This window comes from Sandaracinus amylolyticus (assembly GCF_000737325.1).
GTDB classification, from domain to species: Bacteria; Myxococcota_A; Polyangia; order Polyangiales; family Sandaracinaceae; genus Sandaracinus; species Sandaracinus amylolyticus.
In genome coordinates this window covers 8252591-8269844 of record NZ_CP011125.1, presented here as the reverse complement: position 1 = coordinate 8269844, position 17254 = coordinate 8252591, and the positions used below count along the sequence as shown (strand labels likewise).

Here is a 17254-nt window from a genome sequence, read left to right as displayed (position 1 = left end):
CGCGCGCATCTCGTGGCACTCGCGTTCGTCGCGGCGACGTCGCTGCTGCCGGCGTCGGTGCGCGCGCAGACGGCGGTGCATCCATCGAGCGACGCGCTCTACATCGGGTTCCGCGCGGAGCCGGGCGTCGCGTATCTGGTCGCGTACGACCTCGACATCCTCGTCACGGATGCGAGCACGGGCATCTCGATCGGGCCCTCGGTGTCGATCGCGTTCGGCGGCGACAGCTCGACCGATCTCGGACGCCAGCAGGAGTACCTGATCGCGGCGGACTTCGTGCGCGCGCGGCTGACCGTCGCGCAGGGCTACGGGCTGCGCGCGACGGTGCTGATCGGCGCGGGCATGTACCTCGTCGGGCTGCCCGAGCAGGAGCGCGCGCCGCACGTCGCGCTGCTCGACGACGGCACCGAGGTGATCGTGCGCGAGCGCTACGCGTCCGCGCTGCTGCCGGGCGCGCTCTTGACCGGCGGCGTCGGCGGCGACTGGTACTTCGACGCGCACTGGGGGATCGCCGCGTTCCTCGTCGGGCACGTGCGGCTCGACGATCTGAATCGGATGCCCGCGTTGTGGATCGAATTCGGAGCCGGCGTGCGATGGGGCGAGTGATCGCGGCGCTCGTGATCGCGCTCGGCGCGAGCGGTTGCAGCTTCGTCGTGTCGACGATCCGTCAGGCGCTCGAGACCTCGAGCCCGGGCACGACGCTCGTGGAGTCGCAGCGCGTGCGCGGCTCGACGCGCGGCGGGCCCTCGGGGCTGCGCGCGATCTCCTGCGGGAACGCGGCGGGCTCGCCGATGCGCAGCGTGGTCTTCGTGGCGCCGCGCAGCGCGACGTACGTGTTCGAGTCGGCGACGACCGACTACGACGGAGTGCTCTCGGTGTGGGATCCGAGCACGGGCGAGCTCGGGTGCAACGACGACCACTCGAGCACGCGCGCGTCGCAGGTCACGGTGCCGCTGCGCGAGGGACAGCGCGTCGAGGTCGTGCAGGGCGGGTACTCGGGCGCCGCAGGGAGCTACGAGCTGTGGGTCAACGGCGGCGCGGCGGTCGCGACCACGGCAGCGAGCGCGAGCGACGGAGGCACGCCCGAGCCGCCGCAGGTGCTCGCGGCGAGCACGACGGTGCAGGGCGACACCCGGTTCCGCGCGCCCGTCGTGGGGATCGACTGCCCGCCCGTCGGCCCGATGCAGGAGTGGGCGTTCACGGCGACCGAGGACGGCGCGCAGATGTTCCAGGTGCAGGCGGACTACGACGCGTACCTCGGCGTCGTGCCCGAGGGAAGCACGACGTCGATGGCGTGCAACGACGATCACGGCGACATCACGCGATCGCAGGTCGTGATCGACGTGGTCGCGGGCGTGACGTACCGCGTGATCGTCGGTGGGCTGTCGGGCGGCTCGGGGACGTACACGCTGACGTCGACGTCGCTCGCGACCGGCGGGCCCGTCACGGTCGGCCAGCCGGTGTTCTTCTCGAGCGGCGCGGTGAGCTCGCAGCCGGATCGTTGCGGCGCGCCCGCGGGATCGGTCGATCGGACGTTCACGTTCCGCCCGCCCGCGGAGGCGTTCTACGCGATCCAGACCGACGCGCCGGGATGGCTCGTCGTGAGCGACGGGCGGCGGACGCTCGCGTGTGTGTCGCTCGCGGCGCAGCACCGCGCAGGGCTCGCGCTCAAGCCGGGGCATCGCTACGAGATCGTGATCGAGCTCGGCGCGAGCGACGGCGGTGCGCACTTCTTGTCGGTCGAGCGGATCGCGCCCGAGGCGCCGGAGTGGCGCGGAGAGTCGAGCGCGCCGATCGACGTCGTACCGCTCTGATCTGACCGTCCTCAGTAGGCCCAGCGCTGCGCGATCGGGATGCGACGTCCGGGGCCGAACGCCTTCTTCGTCACGATGAGCCCGGGCGGCATCTGGCGCCGCTTGAACTCCGCGATCTTCATCATGCGCGCGACGCGCGCGACGATCGCGGGGTCGAACCCCGCCTCGACGACCTCGCGCGTCGAGCGCTGACCCTCGACGAGGTGCGCGAGGATCGCGTCGAGCACGTCGTACGGCGGCAGCGTGTCCTGATCCGTCTGGTTGGGACGCAGCTCTGCGCTCGGCGGCTTCGTCAGCGTGCTCTCGGGGATGATCTCGCGTCCCGCCTGACGGTTCACCTCGCGCGACACGCGGTACACGAACGTCTTGTAGAGATCGCTGATCACCGCGAGCCCGCCGGCCATGTCGCCGTAGAGCGTGCAGTAGCCGCACGCGACCTCGCTCTTGTTGCCGGTGTTGAGCAACATCGCGCCGGCGCGGTTCGCGAGCGCCATGAGGATCGTCATGCGCAGCCGCGCCTGCACGTTCTCGAACGTCACGTCGTCGGCGGGCGCGGGCCCGAGCGCGGCGAGCGGCGCGCGAAGCAGGTCGTCGTACGGCGCGAAGATCGGCTCGATCGGCACGATCTCGAAGCGCATGCCGAGGCTCGTCGCGAGCGCGCGCGCATCGGCGATCGAGTGCTCGCTCGAGTAGCGGCTCGGCATCGCGATGCCGAGCACACGATCGGGCCCGAGCGCGCGCACCGCGATCGCCGCGACGAGCGCGCTGTCGATGCCGCCCGAGAGGCCCAGGATCGCGCTCTTCATGCCGCATCGCGCGGCGTAGTCGCGCACGCCGAGCGCGAGCGCGTCGAGCGCCGCGGCCTCGTCGGTCTCGGGCCACGCGCGCTGCGGGCCGCCCGGCGCGACGTCGCACACGAGCACGTCGGGCGCGAACGCCGCGGCGCGGGCCCACGTCGCTCCGTCGGGGCCGAGCACGAGCGAGGAGCCATCGAAGATCAGATCGTCGTGCCCGCCGACCTGGTTGACCATCACCACCGGGCGCGCGTGCTTCTCGGCGATCGCCGCGAGCATCGCGGCGCGCCCCTCGCGCTTCGTGAGCGTGAACGGCGAGCCCGCCAGGTTGACGATCACGTCGGCGCCCGCGCGCACCACCGCGTCGACGGGATTGCCCTGGTAACGACGGCCGCGCATCACGGTCACGTCGTTCCACGCGTCCTCGCAGATCGTGATGCCGAGCTTCACGCCCGCGACGTCGACGATCGGATCGCTCGTGCCCGCCTCGAACCAGCGGTCCTCGTCGAACACGTCGTAGGTCGGGAGCAGCTGCTTGTGGATCACCTGCGCGATGCGCCCTTCGCGCATCACGAGCACCGAGTTGTGCAGGTCGCGACCGATGCCTCCGGTCGCGCGCGTCGGTGCGCCGACGAGGCAGACGAGATCGGGCGGGAGCGCGCGCGCGAGCGCGTCGCATGCGCGCTCCACCGCGTCGACGAACGACGGGCGGTCGAGCAGATCGCGCGGGCCGTACGCGGTGATCGCGAGCTCCGAGAACAGCGCGACCTGGGCGCCCCCGTCCTTCGCGCGCCGCGCGGCCTCGGCGATCGCGGCGACGTTCGCGTCGAGATCGGCGATCGCGTAGTCGAGCTGACAGAGCGCGATGCGGAGCGGCTTCACGAAGCGCGCCCGTTCCCGTTCGGCTCGCGCTTCGGACCGACGAGCGTGCGCAGCGTCGCGCGCGTGACGACCTCACCCTTGGCGTCGCGCATCTCGACCTCGACCGCGTACTCGCGCTTCTCGCTCGACGCGATGCGCGGCGGGCGGCTCTCGGCGGTGATCGTTCCGCGCGCCTTCTTGACGTACTCGAGCGACATGCCCGCGACGATGAAGCGCGCGTCGTCGGGCAGCGCGTACGCGACCGCGACGTTGCCGCAGAGCTCGGCGAGGTTCGCGAGCGCGATCGCGTGCACGCAATCGAGGTGGTTGCGCACCGGCTTGCGGTCGCGGAGCTCGACCTTCGCGTAGCCCTCGCGCAGCTCGACGACGTGCGCGTGGATCGAGCCGGTGTAGGGCGCGGCGCGGCCGACGAAGCGCGAGAAGAGGCGGGTGCCGCCGGGGACGCTGCTCAGGCGATCCCACGCGGTGCGGATGAGGTTCCCGCGGCGCTCGATGTCGGGGCGGAGGACGGAGCCGATCTGCGCGGCCCAGCCGCCGGTGGAGGACGTCATGGCGCGGAGCTTGGTTCGGGGGGCGCCAGGGCTGCAAGGGTTCGGCGAGCGTCAGCTCGCGTCCTTCTCCAGCCCGCGCAAGAGCAGGAGCAGCGCGCTCTCGAGCTCTTGCGCGAAGTCGAAGCGCAGCGAGCCCACGTCGTCGTTCGCGTCGAGCACCTTCTTCGCGTTCGGCGAGACCTCGCACAGCGCGTGCAGGCCGACGACCAGCGCGTAGGTGCGCACCAGCAAGTGCGCGCCGCCGCCGGGCCCGAGGAAGCTCATCTTGCGCTCGAGGATCGCGCCGATCTTCGCGAGCCCTTCGACCAGCTTCCGCTTGAACGCGAGGATGCGCTCTCCGTCCGCCTCGTGCTCCAGCACCGAGCCGAGGATCGCGAGCAGTCGCGTCAACGTCGGTCGCTCCACGAGCCCGCTCGCGAGGATGCGCGCGGCGCGCGCGCTGCCGAGCTTTCCGCGCGTCGCTTCGACCTCGCGCTCGAGCGCCTCGATCCACTCGACCAGCAGCGTCTCGGTCAGCGCGAGGAAGAGCGACTCCTTCGTCGGGTAGTAGACGAACACGGTGCCCTTCGCGAGCCCCGCGCGCGCCGCGACGTCCGCGACCTTCACCTGCGTGTAGTGCTGCTCCTCGAACAGCGAGCGCGCCGCGTCGAGCAGCACGCGTCGCCGCTCGTCCTTGTCTTCTTCCTTCCGCGCTCGCAGCACCGTTCGCATGGTGCGCGAAAAGGTAGCTGACCTGCGGTCAGGATTCACGCCTTCAGCGGCGGCGGCTTCACCGAGCGCAGCGTGGACAGATGCTCGCGCAGATCTTCGATCTCGTAGTCGAGCGTGAGATCCGAGTACTCCGCTTCCTTCATGCCGAGCGCCTTCGCGAGCGAGACGAGGTACTCGTCCTCCGCGACGTCGACCTCCTCGTCGGCATCGCGCACCGCCGCGACGAGCTCGAGCAGGCGCCGCTTGCGCTCCGGCTCGGCGCTCGCGAACGTCGCCGCGCACTCGGCGAGCGAGAAGTCGCCGGGCTCGAAGAGCTCGATGCGCTTCTCGATCGACTCCGGGAGGTCGCGTTGATCGAGCAGCTCCTTCAGGAGATCGCGCACCACGTGGATCTCCTCGCCGCTCTTGCTCCCGTCGGCGTGGACCGCGCCGAGCAAGAGGTCGGTGATCACGAGGATGCTCTGGCTCGTCTCGCTCATGGGCCGCGAGCGTACAACATCGGTGCGTGCTAGTGCGTCCGCCCCCTTTCGTTCGTGGGTGAGCACACGTGAGCGACGAACAGCATCCCGGCGCCGACATCGAGGCGTGCATCGCGACGCTCGAGCGCATCGTCGAGGATCGCGGGCTGCTCGCCGAGGTCGACGAAGAGACGCGACAGCGCCTGGTGAAGGCGGCGGGGCTCGTCTCGCGCCCCGACCGCGCGGCGCTGCGCAAGATGGCGAAGGCGTTCCGCCGCAAGGAGCGCGACGAGCGAAGGCGCGCCGACGACGAGGTGCTCGACGCGACCGGCATCCGCACGCTCCGCCGCGCGCCCGTGTTCGTGACGCCGCCCGCGCTGCTGCCCGGCAGTGCGCCCGAGGCCGCGCCCGTACAGCGCGAGCTCCGCGACGCGCGCAAGTGCTACGTGTGCAAGGCCGAGTTCACGCGCGTCCACGCGTTCTACGACCAGATGTGCGAGCCCTGCGCGGAGCTCAACTGGCAGAAGCGCAACCAGAGCGCGGACCTGCGCGGGCGCGTCGCGCTGGTCACCGGAGCGCGCGTGAAGATCGGCTACCACGCCGCGATCAAGCTGCTGCGCGCCGGCGCGCACGTGGTCGTCACCACGCGCTTCCCGCGCGACGCGGCGGCTCGCTACACGCGCGAAGAGGACTTCGAGCAGTGGCGCGATCGCCTCGAGGTGCACGGCCTCGATCTGCGCCACACGCCGAGCGTCGAGGCGTTCTGCGCGCGCATGCTCGAGACGCTCCCGCGCCTCGACTTCATCCTCAACAACGCGTGCCAGACGGTGCGTCGTCCGGCCGGCTTCTATCGCCACCTCATGGAGCTCGAGGGCGCCGGGCACGACGCGGTCTCCGCGCCTGCGCGCGCGCTGCTCGCGTCGTGGGAAGAGCACCGCAAGGCGCGCCACGAGACGCTCGTGAAGGAGCGCAGCGAGCTCGCGCGCGACGTGGGCCTCGTCGATCCCGCCGCGCTCTCGCAGCTCGAATTGCTGCCCGAGGATCGCGGTCAGGACCTCGCGCTCTTCCCCGCGGCGAGGCTCGACGCGGACCTGCAGCAGGTCGATCTGCGCGGTCGCAACTCGTGGCGCCTCACGCTCGCCGAGGTCTCGAGCGTCGAGCTGCTGGAGGTGCAGCTCGTCAACGCGGTCGCGCCGTTCGTGCTGAACGCGCGGCTCAAGCCGCTGATGATGCGCGTGCCGACGCGCGACAAGCACGTCGTCAACGTGAGCGCGATGGAGGGGCAGTTCTATCGCGACCACAAGACGGACAAGCACCCGCACACGAACATGGCGAAGGCCGCGCTCAACATGATGACGCGCACGTCCGCCGCCGATTACGTGAAGGACGGGATCCACATGAACAGCGTCGACACCGGGTGGATCACCGACGAGGACCCGCTCGAGATCGCGGCGAAGAAGGTCGAGGAGCACGGCTTCCATCCGCCGCTCGACGTGGTCGACGGAGCGGCGCGCATCGTCGCGCCGATCTTCGACGGGCTGATCTCGGGCGAGCACGTGTGGGGGCTCTTCCTCAAGGATTACAAGCCCATCCCGTGGTGACCGCACGTCGGGGGATGTTGACGGAGCCGATCGCGCGCACGATCCCGGCATGCGCGCACGACGTCCCGGCCCGTGGTGTCTTCCATTCCTCTTCGTGATCGCGGTCGCATCCGGCTGCTACGTGGCGCGCGACGCGCCTTCGATCCCGGTGCGCGACGGGGGCCTCGCGCTCGACGCTGCACCGCCCGCCACGCTCGACGCCTCGATGCCGGCGCGGGACTCCGGTCCGCGTCGCGATGCGGGCGCGCTCACGTGTGACGGACCGCTTCCGCCCTTCGAGGGACCGGGATGTCGGAGCGAGACGTTCGAGTGCCTCGGCGAGTGCACGTCGGCCGACTGCAGCGACGCATGCCTCGCGGCCGACCCGGGGTGCGGGCGCTGCCTGAACGACGCGCTGGTGCGCTGCGCGAACCCGTTGGGCTGCCAGGCCGACTGGTCGGTGTTCGCGTGCTGTGCGGTCGAGTCGGGCGCGTGTCCCGGTCGGAGCGGGATCGACCTGATCCTGTGCGGCGCATCGGAGTGCCCGGCCGAGCTCGAGACGCTCGGCACGTGCGTCACCGAGGTGCTCGACATGTCGCCGGAGTGCGAGGCCAACGCGACCGAGGCGTGCGCGCCCTGAGCCGTGGGCGCGTGTTGCCGTGGGGCCCCCGCCGCACCATGACTCGCGCCGCCATGGACATCCGTCTGCGCATCGAAGAGATCGTCTCGAGCCACCCCGTCGTGCTCTTCATGAAGGGCACGCGCAGCGCGCCGCGGTGCGGGTTCTCGTCGCGCGTCGTCGACGTGCTCGACGAGCTGCTCGAGGACTACCTGACCGTCGACGTGCTCGCCGACGAGGCGATCCGCGAGGGCATCAAGGAGTACGGGCAGTGGCCGACGATCCCGCAGCTCTACGTGCGCGGGAAGCTCGTCGGCGGCGCGGACATCGTGGCCGAGATGATGCGCGCGGGAGAGCTCGCGCCGATGCTCGGCGTCGAGGGACCGATCGAGACCGAGATCCCCGAGGTGCACGTGAGCGACGCGGCGGTCGCGGCGTTCCGGCAGTACGCGGGCGTGTCGAAGCCGGACGTGCGGCTCGCGATCGATCGCGCGTTCGACGCCGAGCTCGACATCGAGGCGCCGCGCGAGGACGACGTGGTGATCGATCTCGTGACGCTCCGGCTCTCGATGGATCGCGCGAGCGCGCGCCGCGCGGACGGCGTGTCGATCGACTTCGTGAGCGGCCCGGGCGCGACCGGCTTCCGCATCACGAACCCGGCGGCGCCGCCGAAGGTGAAGAGCATGAGCGTCGAGCAGCTCGACCAGATGCGGCGCGCCGGAAAGCCGCACCTGCTCGTCGACGTGCGCACGCCCGAAGAGCGCGCGATCGCGGAGATCGAGGGGAGCGAGCTGCTCGACGAGGATCTGCGCGCGAAGCTCGCGGACCTCGATCGCGCGACCACGCTCGTCCTCTACTGCCACCACGGCGTGCGGTCGCGCGCGGCGGCCGAGCACTGCGTGCGCATGGGCTTCCGCGACGTGTGGAACGTCGAGGGCGGCATCGAGGCGTGGTCGACGCGCGTCGATCCGAAGGTCGCGCGCTATTAATCGCGCGTCCCGCGCGGTCGCTTAAGCGGCGCCGAAGCGGCGCGACGCGCACGTTCGCGCGCATGCAGTACCGTGCTCTCCTCCTGACGATCGCGATGTGTCTCGGTGCCTGCGAGGAGCCCGAGCCGCTCGTGTGCGGCGGCGCGCAGCTCGAGCCGTTGACGCTCGCGGCCGGGGGTCGCGCCGAGATCGCGATGTCCGCCGAGCTCGCCGCGACGCTCGCGGACGTCGCGGTCACCGGCGGCGCAGACGTGTGGCGCGACGGCGATCGCATCGTCGTGCGCGCGGGCTACGTCGCGACCGACGCCACGCTCTCGCTGCGCTGCGATCACGGCGCGCTCGACGTGCCCGTCACGGTCGAGGCGCTCTCGATGACGCCGCTGCTGCAGTGGAGCCCGAGCGAGACGCCCGACGCCCCGCCCGCGCGCGAGTACTTCGCGTGGTGGATCGGCAGCGATCGCGCGCTGCATCTCTACGGCGGCTTCGTGTACCAGCCGCGGCAGTTCACGCCCTCGACCGATGCGTTCCGGCTCGACCTCGGCACGCTCGTGTGGTCGCGCGTCGCGGTGAGCGGGACGCCGCCTCCGCCCGGCGGGCGCGTCGCGGCCGGGCCCGATGGCGCGATCCTCTACTTCGGCGGCGCCTCGATCACCGACACCGGCCTGGACACGCCGCCGATCCTCGCGCGCTTCGTCGGCGGCGAAGGGACGCTCGAGGTGTCGCCCGCGGCGTCGAGCGAGGGTGCGCCCGGGAGCTACACCGGCGCGCTCGTGCACGACGCGGCGCGCGATCGCTGGCTCTCGGTGTGCGGCGCCGACACGCGCGCGCTCGGGATCCACTGCCGCGTGCACGCGTACACGCCGTCGGGCGGGTTCACCGAGCTCGCGATCGAAGGCACGGCGCCGCGAGGTCGCTACGGGTTCCACTACGCGCTCGACGCGGCGAACGATCGCGTGATCGTGTTCGCTGGTCAGGTCGGCCCGGGCGACCTCGACATCGGCGGCGACACGTGGGCGCTCGAGCTCGCGTCGGATCCGCCGCGCTGGGAGCAGCTCTTCGCGAGCAGCGACGGCATCGCGCCGCGCCGCAACGGCGCGTACGCGCTCGACCCCGAGGGCCGCAGGCTCTTCGTGTGGGGCGGAACGAGCGACGGACGCACCGCGGTGCCCGGGCTCGAGGTGCTCGAGCTCGATCGCGGTCGGGAGCGCTGGATCCACGTCGAGCTCCCCGCGTCGATCCCGCCGCGCGCGAGCGGCGCGGGGGTGCTCGATCCCGAAGGGCGCCGCATCCTCTGGGGCTTCGGGAACGAAGCGCGGCTCTACACCGATCTCTACGCGCTCGAGCTCGCGCCGCGCGACGGGATCTAGTTAGCGATCGATGCGCACGCGCCGCGGATCGAGCGCGTAGCCGCGCGCGCTTCGGACCAGCGCGCGCGCCAGCCCGAGCGAGCGCAGCGTCGACAGCGCGACGTGCGCGCGGTTCTTCGCGGCGCTCGCCCGCATGCGCTCGCCGGGCCAGCCGATCGCGACGATCTCCGCCAGCGAGAGCGCGTCGCCGCGCGACATCGCGTGCACCAGCGCCTCGACGATGCGGCGCAGCGGCTCGCGCGTGCTCAGGTCGGCGCTCACCGAGTCGTGCACGACGAGGCTGCCGTCGCGCGCGATCACGGTCACGTCCTCGCGCGCATCGTCGCTCCGCGCGACGAGCCGCTCGAGCAGGCTCACGCCGAAGCGCGCGTGCTCGATCCCGCGCGCATCGCGGCGCAGCGTGACCAGACGCCGTCGCAGCGATGCGTCGATCCGCGCGCGCTCGGTGCCGCCACGCGTCGCGTCGAAGAGCCAGGTGCGGATCGGCGCGAGGGACGCGGCCCCCTCGATCTCGACGTCGCCCCCGCGCGCCGTGATCAGCGCGAGCAGCGCGTGATAGTGCGCGACGAGCGGCGCGAGCAGCGTGTGGGCGGGCCCGCTCTCGAGCGCGTCGAGGCCCCGTGATGCACGCGCGAGCCAGAGCGCTGCGTCGTCGTGGTGGCCCGCGGCGAGCTCGGTCGCGCCGAGATCCATCGCCAGCATCGCGGCATCGCCGGCCTCGGCGTTGGTGAGCGCCGCGCGATAGCGCGCCCGCGCGACGTCGAGCGCGCCGCCTTGGCGCGCGAGGTTCCCGGAGTACCCGTCGAGCACCGCGCGCATGCGCTGCACGCCGCGATCGTCCGCGGGCAGCGCGTCCAGCGATCGGCTCGCGCGCGACAGTCGATCGTGCGCGCGCGCGGGCTCGCCGCGATCGTAGGCGAGGAACGCGACGCTCGCCTCGTTGCGCGCCGCGGCGAGCGGATCTCCCGCTGCGCGCGCCGCGTCCGACGCGCGCTGGAAGCGCTGCTCGGCGTGATCGAGATCGCCGCGCGCGTACGCCACCAGCGCGCCCAGACGCGCGGCGCGCAGCTCGATCGTGCGCGCGCCCGACGCCCGCGCGACCGTCTCGGCGCCATCCGCGAGCACCAGCGCCTCCGAGGGCCGCTGCGCCTGCGCGCGCTCCGCGAGCTCGAGCAGGCTCCGCGCGGTGGTCTCGAGCTCGTGCTGCGCGCTCACGACACGTCGACCGTGCCCAGCCGGGGCGCGACGCGCAAGCGCGATCAGCGACGCACGAGCTTCGTCGCCTCGGTCGCCCAGATCGCCCAGCCGACGAGCAGCGCCTGGATCGGCAAGCGCGCCCAGAGCGCCCAGCGAGGCGCGTCGATCGCGGGCGTGTCGTCGAAGACCATGTAGACGTTCGCGGGGAACACCGCGATCAGCAGCGCGACGAGCCCCCATCCCGCGTACGGGCGCAGCCGGGGGGCGAGCGTCGCGAGACCGAGCGCGATCTCCGCGACGCCCGAGATCCACACGAGCACGCGCGGTGCGGGGAGGAACGGCGGCACCATCGCGGTGAACGTCGGCTCGATCACGAAGTGCATCACGCCGGCGCTCACGAACAGCACCGCGAGGAGCACGCGCATCACGCCACGCATCGCGGCGGAGGATAGGTCATCACGCCGTTTTCTGGACGCGATCCGCGTCCTCCTCGACAACCGGACGCAGGAGGACTCGTCATGCAGAGCGCCCGCCACTCGCGTCCCTCGTTCCCGCACCCCGGCGCCGGAGAGCGCGCGCGACTGCGGATCGCCGGCGTGGATCGTCCGATCGTGACGACGGTGGCGCGACGCCGCGACGACGCGCTCGTCGTGGTGCAGGAGCTGCCGTTCCTGCGCGTCGGCAGCGAGGTGCGCGACGAAGACGGGCGCCTCGCGCGCATCGTGCGCGTCGCGGTGGACCTGTCGCGCGATCAGGTGCCGCGCCTCGTGCTCGAGCTCGCGTACGAAGCGGAGGACGACGAAGATCGCGAGGGCGGGAGCGGCGTGATCGAGATCGACCTCGAGGACCGCGAGGCGCGCCGGATGCGCGACGCGACGCTAGGGTACGAGACGCAGCGCGCGGCGCCCGCGGGATCACGCGGCGTGACGCGCCGTGCACGCTCGGCCGAGGACACGCTGCTCTTCGCGACCGAAGCGGGCGCGGCGCGCGACGAGCGCCCGTCGACGCCGCCGCACCTCGCGCGACGTGGCAGCGAGCTCGAGCTCTCGCTGCGCGCGCTGTTCATGCGGATCGAGGCCGCGGTCGAAGCGCTGACGCGCGGGCTCACGCAGGCGTTCGTCGCGCTCCGCACCGATCCGTGAGCGCCACGCTCGCGTGGATCGCGGACCACGACGTCGACGCGCGCACGGCGCTCGCGCGAGGCGCGGGCACGACGCAGGCGGGCGGCGTCTCGCTCTACGGCGCGATCGCGAGCGACGACGCGCTCGTGCTCGGGCGATGGCAGCGAGGCTCGGGCCCGCGTCGCGCGACGGGTGGTCCGAGCGCGCGCATGGGGCTCGGCGTGCTCTATCTCGCGCTCGGCTTGCCGCATCCCGCGGCGCTGATGGAGTGCCCGCCCGATCGCATCCTCAACCGCAACGTCCGCGGCTTCCTCGGTGGGCTCACGACGCTCGCGGGCGAGCCGGTGCTCTACTTCGGGCGCGAGTGGCTGAGCCGCGGCAAGACGCCGATCGCGCTGATCGCGTGGCACCGCGACCACGACGGGCATGTGCTGATCGAGGCGTTCGTGTCGATCGGCGCGCCGTTCGCGCCGCCGCGGGACTACCGCGGGCACACACCGGGATCGATCGCGCCGCGCGAGCTCGACGCGATGGTCGAGGCGATCGCGTCGGGCCACGCGACGCGCTTCCCGGGCACGACGGTCACCCGCGCGAGCGCGTTGCCGACTGCGCTTCCACCGCCCTCTGCGCGCGACGACGTGAGCGCTTGGAGCGCGCCCGCGCCGGTGCCGATCGGCATCGGCGAGGCCGGTGCCACGCTCGACGACGAAGGGCGCTTCGCGCGTGTTCGCTTCGCCGGTGACTTCTTCGCCGACGAGCGCGCGATCGAGGCGCTCGAGACGGACCTCGTCGGCGTCGCGCCGGACGAGCACGCGATCGGTCGGACGATCGATCACGTGCTCGGTCCCGGGCGCGGCGTCATCGAGGGCGTGACGTCGCTGCGCACGCTGCGCGATGCGCTGCTCGACGCATCCCGGCGCTGATCACAGCCGCACGCGCCACTCGGTGCCGCGGGGCGTGTCCCGCACGTCGATCCCGCAGCCGTCGAGCTCGGCGCGGATGGCGTCGGCGTCGTCCCACGCGCCCCCCGCACGGGCCGCGTCGCGCGCCGCGATCCGCGCGTCGATGGTGCGCGCATCGAGCCCACGCGCCGGCAGCACCTTGCGACGCACCTCCTCGTGGAGCGCCTCGGGCGTCGACGTCAGCAGGCCGAGCGCGCGCCTCACGACGTCGAGCGCATCGAGCGCGACCCGCGCGATGGGCCCGCCTCGTTTCGACGCGCGAGGCAGCGCGGTGAGGCGCTGCAGCGCGCGCGCGAGCTCGATCGTGCAGGCGAGGGCGCGCGGCGTGTGGAAGTCGTCGTCGAGCGCTTCGATCACGCGCGTCTCGAACCTGCGTGCGAGCTCGAGCGTCTCCCGTGCGTCGGCGCCGAGCTCGGTCGCGGCGCGATCGGGATCGCCCTCGCCGCCGAGCGCGTGCGCGCTCTCGATGGCCGCGTAGAGCCGCGCGAGGTGCGAGAGCGCGTCGTCGATCGTGCGCTCGTCCCACGCGAGCGGCGAGCGATAGTGCGCGCGCAGGTACGCGAAGCGCAGCGCCTCCGCGGGCACGCGCGCGAGCACGTCGCGGATCGTCGCGCCGTTGCCCTCGCTGCGCGCGATCTTCGCGCCGCTCGAGGTGGTGAGCAGGCCGTTGTGCATCCAGTGCCCCGCGTATGGCGCGCCGTGCACGCACTCCGACTGCACGATCTCGTTCTCGTGATGAGGGAAGACGAGATCGAGCCCACCGCCGTGGATGTCGAGCGCGTCACCGAGCGCTTCGTGCGCCATGGCCGAGCACTCGATGTGCCACCCCGGACGTCCGCGACCGAAGGGCGCGCTCCAGCTCGGCTCGCCCGGGCGCGCGGCCTTCCACAGCGCGAAGTCGCGGCGATCGCGCTTGCCCGTGTCGACGTCCGCGCTCGCCTCGATGGCGTCGCCGCGTCGGTTCGAGAGCGCGCCGTACGAGGGCGCCGACGCGAGCGAGAACCAGACGTCGCCGCTCGGCGCGACGTACGCGTGACCGCGCGCGATCAGCGCATCGATCATCGCGACGATCGCGTCGATGCTCTCGGTCACGCGCGGCGCGGCGTCGGGCGCGACGAGCCCGAGCGCGTGCATGTCCGCGTCGAACGCGTCGACGAAGCGCGAGGCGCGCGCGAGCGGATCTTCGTCGTTCGCGAGCGCGCGCCGGATGATCTTGTCGTCGACGTCGGTGTGGTTGCGGACGTACGTGACGTCCCAGCCGGCGTCGCGCAGGTAGCGCACGAACGCGTCGAACACGACCATCGCGCGCGCGTGCCCGACGTGCGCGTGGTCGTAGGTGGTCATGCCGCAGACGTAGAGCCCGACGTGCCCGGGGCGGCGCGGAGCGAACGGGACGATCGATCGACGGAGCGTGTCGTAGACGCGGAACGGACGTGCCAAGGCGCACCTCTTCTTCGGTGGAAGGGAGAAGGGACCGAAGACGCGCCTCGAGCCGACGGATCTCGCTATCGAGAGCTCGGCCCGAGGCGCTCGGTACACGCGCACGCACCGCAGCACGAGCTGCGACGGGCGAGACGAGCGAGGGGCCGATCACGATCGATCACGATGCGTGCACGGTGACACGCACGACTTGACCTCGCACGTCATGGAGCGCGCCGCGCGACGAGCGCACGTTCTCTCGCATCAAGGAGGACGTGACGATGACGAACGTCGAGACCCTGGTGCGCGACTACCTCGAGACCTGGAACGAGACCGATCCCGCGCGTCGCCGCGCGCTCTTCGAGCGCGTCTACGCGGCCGACGCGGTCTACGTCGATCCCCACGTCGCGGCGGAGGGCCGCGAGCAGATCGAGCAGTTCGTGAGCGCGGTGCAGGCGCGCTATCCCGGCGTGCGCTTCACGCTGCACGGCGCGATCGACGCGCACCACGATCAGGCACGGTTCACCTGGCGCGCCGCGCCCGAGGGCGCGCGCGAGCCGGTCGCGATCGGGTTCGACGTCGTGGTGACCGAGCAGGGCCGCATGAAGCGGGTGTGCGGCTTCCTCGACGAGCAGCCCGGCTGATCCACGCCCCGTCCTCGGACTGCGGCGAATTCCTCAATTGTTCCGCATGCTTGGAGCGGCGGAGAGGGGCGGTCGCAGTCCGGGAGAGGGGCGCGAATCGCCGCGAGGTCACTTCGGCGCGACGCGCTCCGCGTCGCAGCTCATCGCCATCGACTCGGCGGTGTTCGCGACGTTCGCGAGGCACGCTTCTTCGCTCTCCGCGGGGATCCACGCCTCGAAGCGGATGAGGTAGTCGGTGCCGGTGCTGCGCTCGAGCTGCTGCGCGTCCATGCGCACGATGTTCGCGCCGAGCTCGCCGAACGCCTCGCAGAGGCGCGCCATCAGGCCCGGGCGATCGTTGCCGCGCACGCGCACGACGTGCGTCGCGCGGCCGGTCGCGGTCGGCGCGCGCCCGAGATCGAACGGCTTCACCGTGACCTCGCCGGACTTCAGCGCAGGCAGCGCCGCGAGCGCCTTCTGGATCGCCTCGGGCGACTGGTGATCGGGCATCGCGCAGACGCAGACGAGCTCGGCCTGCTCGCCGAGCAGACCGAACGACGCGTCGCCGAGATCACCGCCGAGCTCGAACAGGCGACCGGCGACGGCGGCGAGGAGGCCGCGGTCGTCGCGGCACGCGATGGAGATGCGAACGTGATGGGTCATCGAGAGGTTCCCCCGGACGGCACGATAGCGCGTCCCCGTGATCGTCAGGGAGCGCTCGCGCCGCGACGGAGCCCGAAGATGAGCGACCTCACCGACGACGCCTCGGGCTCGTGCACCCGCACCGCGACGAGCGCGCACGCCGCGCGCGCGACCGCGGACACCGCGAAGAGCGGCCGCAGATCACCGCCCGCGTTCGCCGCGAGCCAGTCCGCGGCGGTGCCCGCGAGCAGCGTCGAGATCGCGAACCCGAAGCCCGACGCCATCGCGAAGAGCGCGAGGTAGTACGAGCGACGCTTCGCGGGCGCGATGCCGAGCGGGAGGTCGAACGACGCGACGCCGTGACCGCCCCACCAGAGCCCCGAGAGCATCGCGTCGATCGCGAGCGGCCACACGCGCTCGGGCCCGGTGAACACCCAGATCGCCGGCATCATCGAGATGCCGAACGAGCAGATCGCGAGCACCGGCCGCGCGCCCCAGCGATCGACGGCGCGCCCCCAGAGCGGCGCGGTGAAGACGCGCGTGAGCGCGATCGCGATCGCGTGCGCCGCGAGCAGGAAGAAGCCCGCGTGCAGCGTGCGCAGCACGTGCAACGAGAAGAACGCCGCCGCCGGCGCGACCGCCGCGCCCCAGAGCAGCTGGTACACGAAGAGCCCGCGCGCGCGGGGATCGCGCAGCGCCTCGCCGTACGCGCGCAGATCGGGGCGCGTCCTCGGCACGCGGCCGAGCGGATCGACCTGCTGCGCGAGCAGGCCCGCCGACACGAGCCCGGTCATGCAGAGCAGCGCCGCGATGCCCGGCAGCGTGATCTCGCGCGGCAGCTCGCTCTCGAGCAGCAGCGCGCTCGCGAGCGACGCGAGCGCGGCGCCGCCGGTGACGAACACGGTGCGCGCGCCGAAGAAGCGACCGCGCAGCGTCGGTGGCACCACGTCGCCCATCCACGCGCCCCACGCGTTCTGACCGAGCACCTGCAGCGTCGCCGAGAGCGCCGCGACGCCGATCAGCAAGAGCGCCGCGTCGCCGCGATCGAGCTCGAGCAGCGGCAGCGCGGCCATCGGCGCCCACGCGAGCCGTGCGCCGGTCATCGCGACGATCGCGAGGCGCTTGCGACCGATCCATTCGGTCAGGAACCCGGCTGGTGCGTGCAGGACCTGCGCGCCCGTCGACAGGCCCTGGAGGATCGCGATGGTGCTGGGATCGGCGCCGAGGTGGAGCGCCCACGCGGTCAGCACCGCGCCGGTCGCGAACGCGTTCCAGGTCTCGGAGACGCCGCCCTCGAGCATCGATGCGCGCAGAGATCGGCGCAGCGGAGAGGCGGACGGAGGAGCTAGTGGCGACACGGCACGCGAGGGATCGATCGAACGGCGATCGATCTCTCGCGAGGATGGATCAGCGGATCTGCAGAAGCCAGAGTCGGATTGCCGGAGCGCGCGAGTCGATGCGGCGCTGTGGGCGCTGCGCGCTTCGAGTAAGATGCGTGCCGCCCGACGTCCAACGCGGAGGAAGA

The 17254-nt window shown here is 72.4% G+C and carries 18 protein-coding genes; 9 read left to right on the top strand and 9 right to left on the bottom strand.

From position 1 onward, the window contains the following. The first annotated feature begins 12 nt into the window (after positions 1 to 12). Positions 13 to 606 carry a hypothetical protein gene (locus DB32_RS34880; RefSeq protein WP_157069745.1) on the top strand — a complete coding sequence of 198 codons (594 nt, stop codon included), beginning with the start codon at positions 13 to 15 and terminating at the stop codon, positions 604 to 606. After that, the gene (locus DB32_RS34875; RefSeq protein ID WP_157069744.1) at positions 594 to 1814 is read left to right on the top strand and encodes a hypothetical protein; all 1221 of its coding nucleotides are present in this window, start codon (positions 594 to 596) and stop codon (positions 1812 to 1814) included. The genes DB32_RS34880 and DB32_RS34875 overlap by 13 nt, the downstream gene beginning before the upstream one ends. Positions 1815 to 1825: 11 nt before the next feature. Here the strand turns inward: DB32_RS34875 and DB32_RS34870 are convergent, their stop codons facing one another. Genes DB32_RS34870 through DB32_RS34855 form a run of 4 tightly spaced genes read right to left on the bottom strand, consistent with a single transcriptional unit; the run spans position 1826 to position 5231 of the window. Further along, the gene (locus DB32_RS34870) at positions 1826 to 3490 is read right to left on the bottom strand and encodes an NAD+ synthase (RefSeq protein ID WP_053236986.1); all 1665 of its coding nucleotides are present in this window, start codon (positions 3488 to 3490) and stop codon (positions 1826 to 1828) included. Further along, the gene (locus DB32_RS34865; protein ID WP_083458171.1) at positions 3487 to 4041 is read right to left on the bottom strand and encodes a hotdog fold domain-containing protein; all 555 of its coding nucleotides are present in this window, start codon (positions 4039 to 4041) and stop codon (positions 3487 to 3489) included. Before DB32_RS34865 ends, DB32_RS34870 begins: the two co-directional genes overlap by 4 nt. A 51-nt stretch (positions 4042 to 4092) precedes the next feature. Next, positions 4093 to 4752, bottom strand: a complete 660-nt coding sequence (locus tag DB32_RS34860) for a TetR/AcrR family transcriptional regulator (protein ID WP_053236985.1) — start codon at positions 4750 to 4752, stop codon at positions 4093 to 4095. Between the two features lie 35 nt (positions 4753 to 4787). Beyond that, positions 4788 to 5231 (bottom strand): TerB family tellurite resistance protein, encoded by a 444-nt coding sequence (locus DB32_RS34855; protein WP_053236984.1) that lies wholly within the window; start codon positions 5229 to 5231, stop codon positions 4788 to 4790. 68 nt (positions 5232 to 5299) lie between these two features. Here DB32_RS34855 and DB32_RS34850 point away from each other — a divergent pair, with 68 nt between their 5' ends. The 4 genes from DB32_RS34850 (at position 5300) to DB32_RS34835 (ending at position 9765) form a co-directional block, all read left to right on the top strand. After that, complete coding sequence (locus tag DB32_RS34850; protein WP_053236983.1) at positions 5300 to 6811, top strand: SDR family NAD(P)-dependent oxidoreductase; 1512 nt, start codon at positions 5300 to 5302, stop codon at positions 6809 to 6811. Between the two features lie 49 nt (positions 6812 to 6860). Beyond that, positions 6861 to 7430: a hypothetical protein gene (locus DB32_RS48745; RefSeq protein ID WP_053236982.1), complete on the top strand. Its 570-nt coding sequence runs from the start codon at positions 6861 to 6863 to the stop codon at positions 7428 to 7430. A 53-nt stretch (positions 7431 to 7483) separates the two neighbouring features. Then, positions 7484 to 8398: a Grx4 family monothiol glutaredoxin gene (gene grxD, locus DB32_RS34840; protein WP_053236981.1), complete on the top strand. Its 915-nt coding sequence runs from the start codon at positions 7484 to 7486 to the stop codon at positions 8396 to 8398. A gap of 62 nt (positions 8399 to 8460) precedes the next feature. Further along, positions 8461 to 9765, top strand: coding sequence for a Kelch repeat-containing protein (locus DB32_RS34835; protein WP_053236980.1), 1305 nt, complete (start codon positions 8461 to 8463; stop codon positions 9763 to 9765). Here DB32_RS34835 and DB32_RS34830 read toward each other — a convergent pair whose 3' ends face one another. Both DB32_RS34830 and DB32_RS34825 read right to left on the bottom strand, forming a co-directional pair. Next, on the bottom strand, positions 9766 to 10980 hold the full coding sequence (locus DB32_RS34830) for a hypothetical protein (protein ID WP_053236979.1): 1215 nt from the start codon (positions 10978 to 10980) through the stop codon (positions 9766 to 9768). It lies immediately after the preceding gene. Between the two features lie 44 nt (positions 10981 to 11024). Next, positions 11025 to 11399: a DoxX family protein gene (locus tag DB32_RS34825; protein ID WP_053236978.1), complete on the bottom strand. Its 375-nt coding sequence runs from the start codon at positions 11397 to 11399 to the stop codon at positions 11025 to 11027. 81 nt (positions 11400 to 11480) lie between these two features. Here DB32_RS34825 and DB32_RS34820 point away from each other — a divergent pair, with 81 nt between their 5' ends. Continuing rightward, the gene (locus DB32_RS34820) at positions 11481 to 12104 is read left to right on the top strand and encodes a hypothetical protein (RefSeq protein WP_053236977.1); all 624 of its coding nucleotides are present in this window, start codon (positions 11481 to 11483) and stop codon (positions 12102 to 12104) included. Continuing rightward, on the top strand, positions 12101 to 13006 hold the full coding sequence (locus DB32_RS34815) for a hypothetical protein (protein WP_053236976.1): 906 nt from the start codon (positions 12101 to 12103) through the stop codon (positions 13004 to 13006). Before DB32_RS34820 ends, DB32_RS34815 begins: the two co-directional genes overlap by 4 nt. Here DB32_RS34815 and cysS read toward each other — a convergent pair whose 3' ends face one another. Beyond that, positions 13007 to 14485: a cysteine--tRNA ligase gene (gene cysS, locus DB32_RS34810; protein WP_053236975.1), complete on the bottom strand. Its 1479-nt coding sequence runs from the start codon at positions 14483 to 14485 to the stop codon at positions 13007 to 13009. Positions 14486 to 14745: 260 nt separating this feature from the next. On the opposite strand from cysS, the gene DB32_RS34805 reads away from it, so the two are divergent. After that, on the top strand, positions 14746 to 15108 hold the full coding sequence (locus DB32_RS34805) for a nuclear transport factor 2 family protein (protein WP_053239055.1): 363 nt from the start codon (positions 14746 to 14748) through the stop codon (positions 15106 to 15108). Positions 15109 to 15216: 108 nt separating this feature from the next. Here DB32_RS34805 and DB32_RS34800 read toward each other — a convergent pair whose 3' ends face one another. Together DB32_RS34800 and DB32_RS34795 are read right to left on the bottom strand one after the other, a co-directional pair. Next, positions 15217 to 15750, bottom strand: coding sequence for a glycine cleavage system transcriptional repressor (locus DB32_RS34800; protein ID WP_053236974.1), 534 nt, complete (start codon positions 15748 to 15750; stop codon positions 15217 to 15219). 44 nt (positions 15751 to 15794) lie between these two features. Continuing rightward, a complete protein-coding gene (locus DB32_RS34795; RefSeq protein WP_053236973.1) occupies positions 15795 to 17030 on the bottom strand; it encodes an MFS transporter in 1236 nt (411 codons plus the stop codon). Between the last annotated feature and the right edge of the window lie 224 nt (positions 17031 to 17254).

Excerpts from the sequence above, each read along its gene's own strand:
- DB32_RS34820 (WP_053236977.1), top strand. The coding sequence starts at position 11,481 with ATGCAGAGCGCCCGCCACTCGCGTCCCTCGTTCCCGCACCCCGGCGCC.
- DB32_RS34860 (WP_053236985.1), bottom strand. The coding sequence starts at position 4,752 with ATGCGAACGGTGCTGCGAGCGCGGAAGGAAGAAGACAAGGACGAGCGG.
- DB32_RS34865 (WP_083458171.1), bottom strand. The coding sequence starts at position 4,041 with ATGACGTCCTCCACCGGCGGCTGGGCCGCGCAGATCGGCTCCGTCCTC.
- DB32_RS34855 (WP_053236984.1), bottom strand. The coding sequence starts at position 5,231 with ATGAGCGAGACGAGCCAGAGCATCCTCGTGATCACCGACCTCTTGCTC.
- DB32_RS34805 (WP_053239055.1), top strand. The coding sequence starts at position 14,746 with ATGACGAACGTCGAGACCCTGGTGCGCGACTACCTCGAGACCTGGAAC.
- DB32_RS34835 (WP_053236980.1), top strand. The coding sequence starts at position 8,461 with ATGCAGTACCGTGCTCTCCTCCTGACGATCGCGATGTGTCTCGGTGCC.
- DB32_RS34875 (WP_157069744.1), top strand. The coding sequence starts at position 594 with ATGGGGCGAGTGATCGCGGCGCTCGTGATCGCGCTCGGCGCGAGCGGT.
- grxD (WP_053236981.1), top strand. The coding sequence starts at position 7,484 with ATGGACATCCGTCTGCGCATCGAAGAGATCGTCTCGAGCCACCCCGTC.
- DB32_RS34825 (WP_053236978.1), bottom strand. The coding sequence starts at position 11,399 with ATGCGTGGCGTGATGCGCGTGCTCCTCGCGGTGCTGTTCGTGAGCGCC.
- DB32_RS48745 (WP_053236982.1), top strand. The coding sequence starts at position 6,861 with ATGCGCGCACGACGTCCCGGCCCGTGGTGTCTTCCATTCCTCTTCGTG.
- DB32_RS34800 (WP_053236974.1), bottom strand. The coding sequence starts at position 15,750 with ATGACCCATCACGTTCGCATCTCCATCGCGTGCCGCGACGACCGCGGC.
- DB32_RS34795 (WP_053236973.1), bottom strand. The coding sequence starts at position 17,030 with ATGCTCGAGGGCGGCGTCTCCGAGACCTGGAACGCGTTCGCGACCGGC.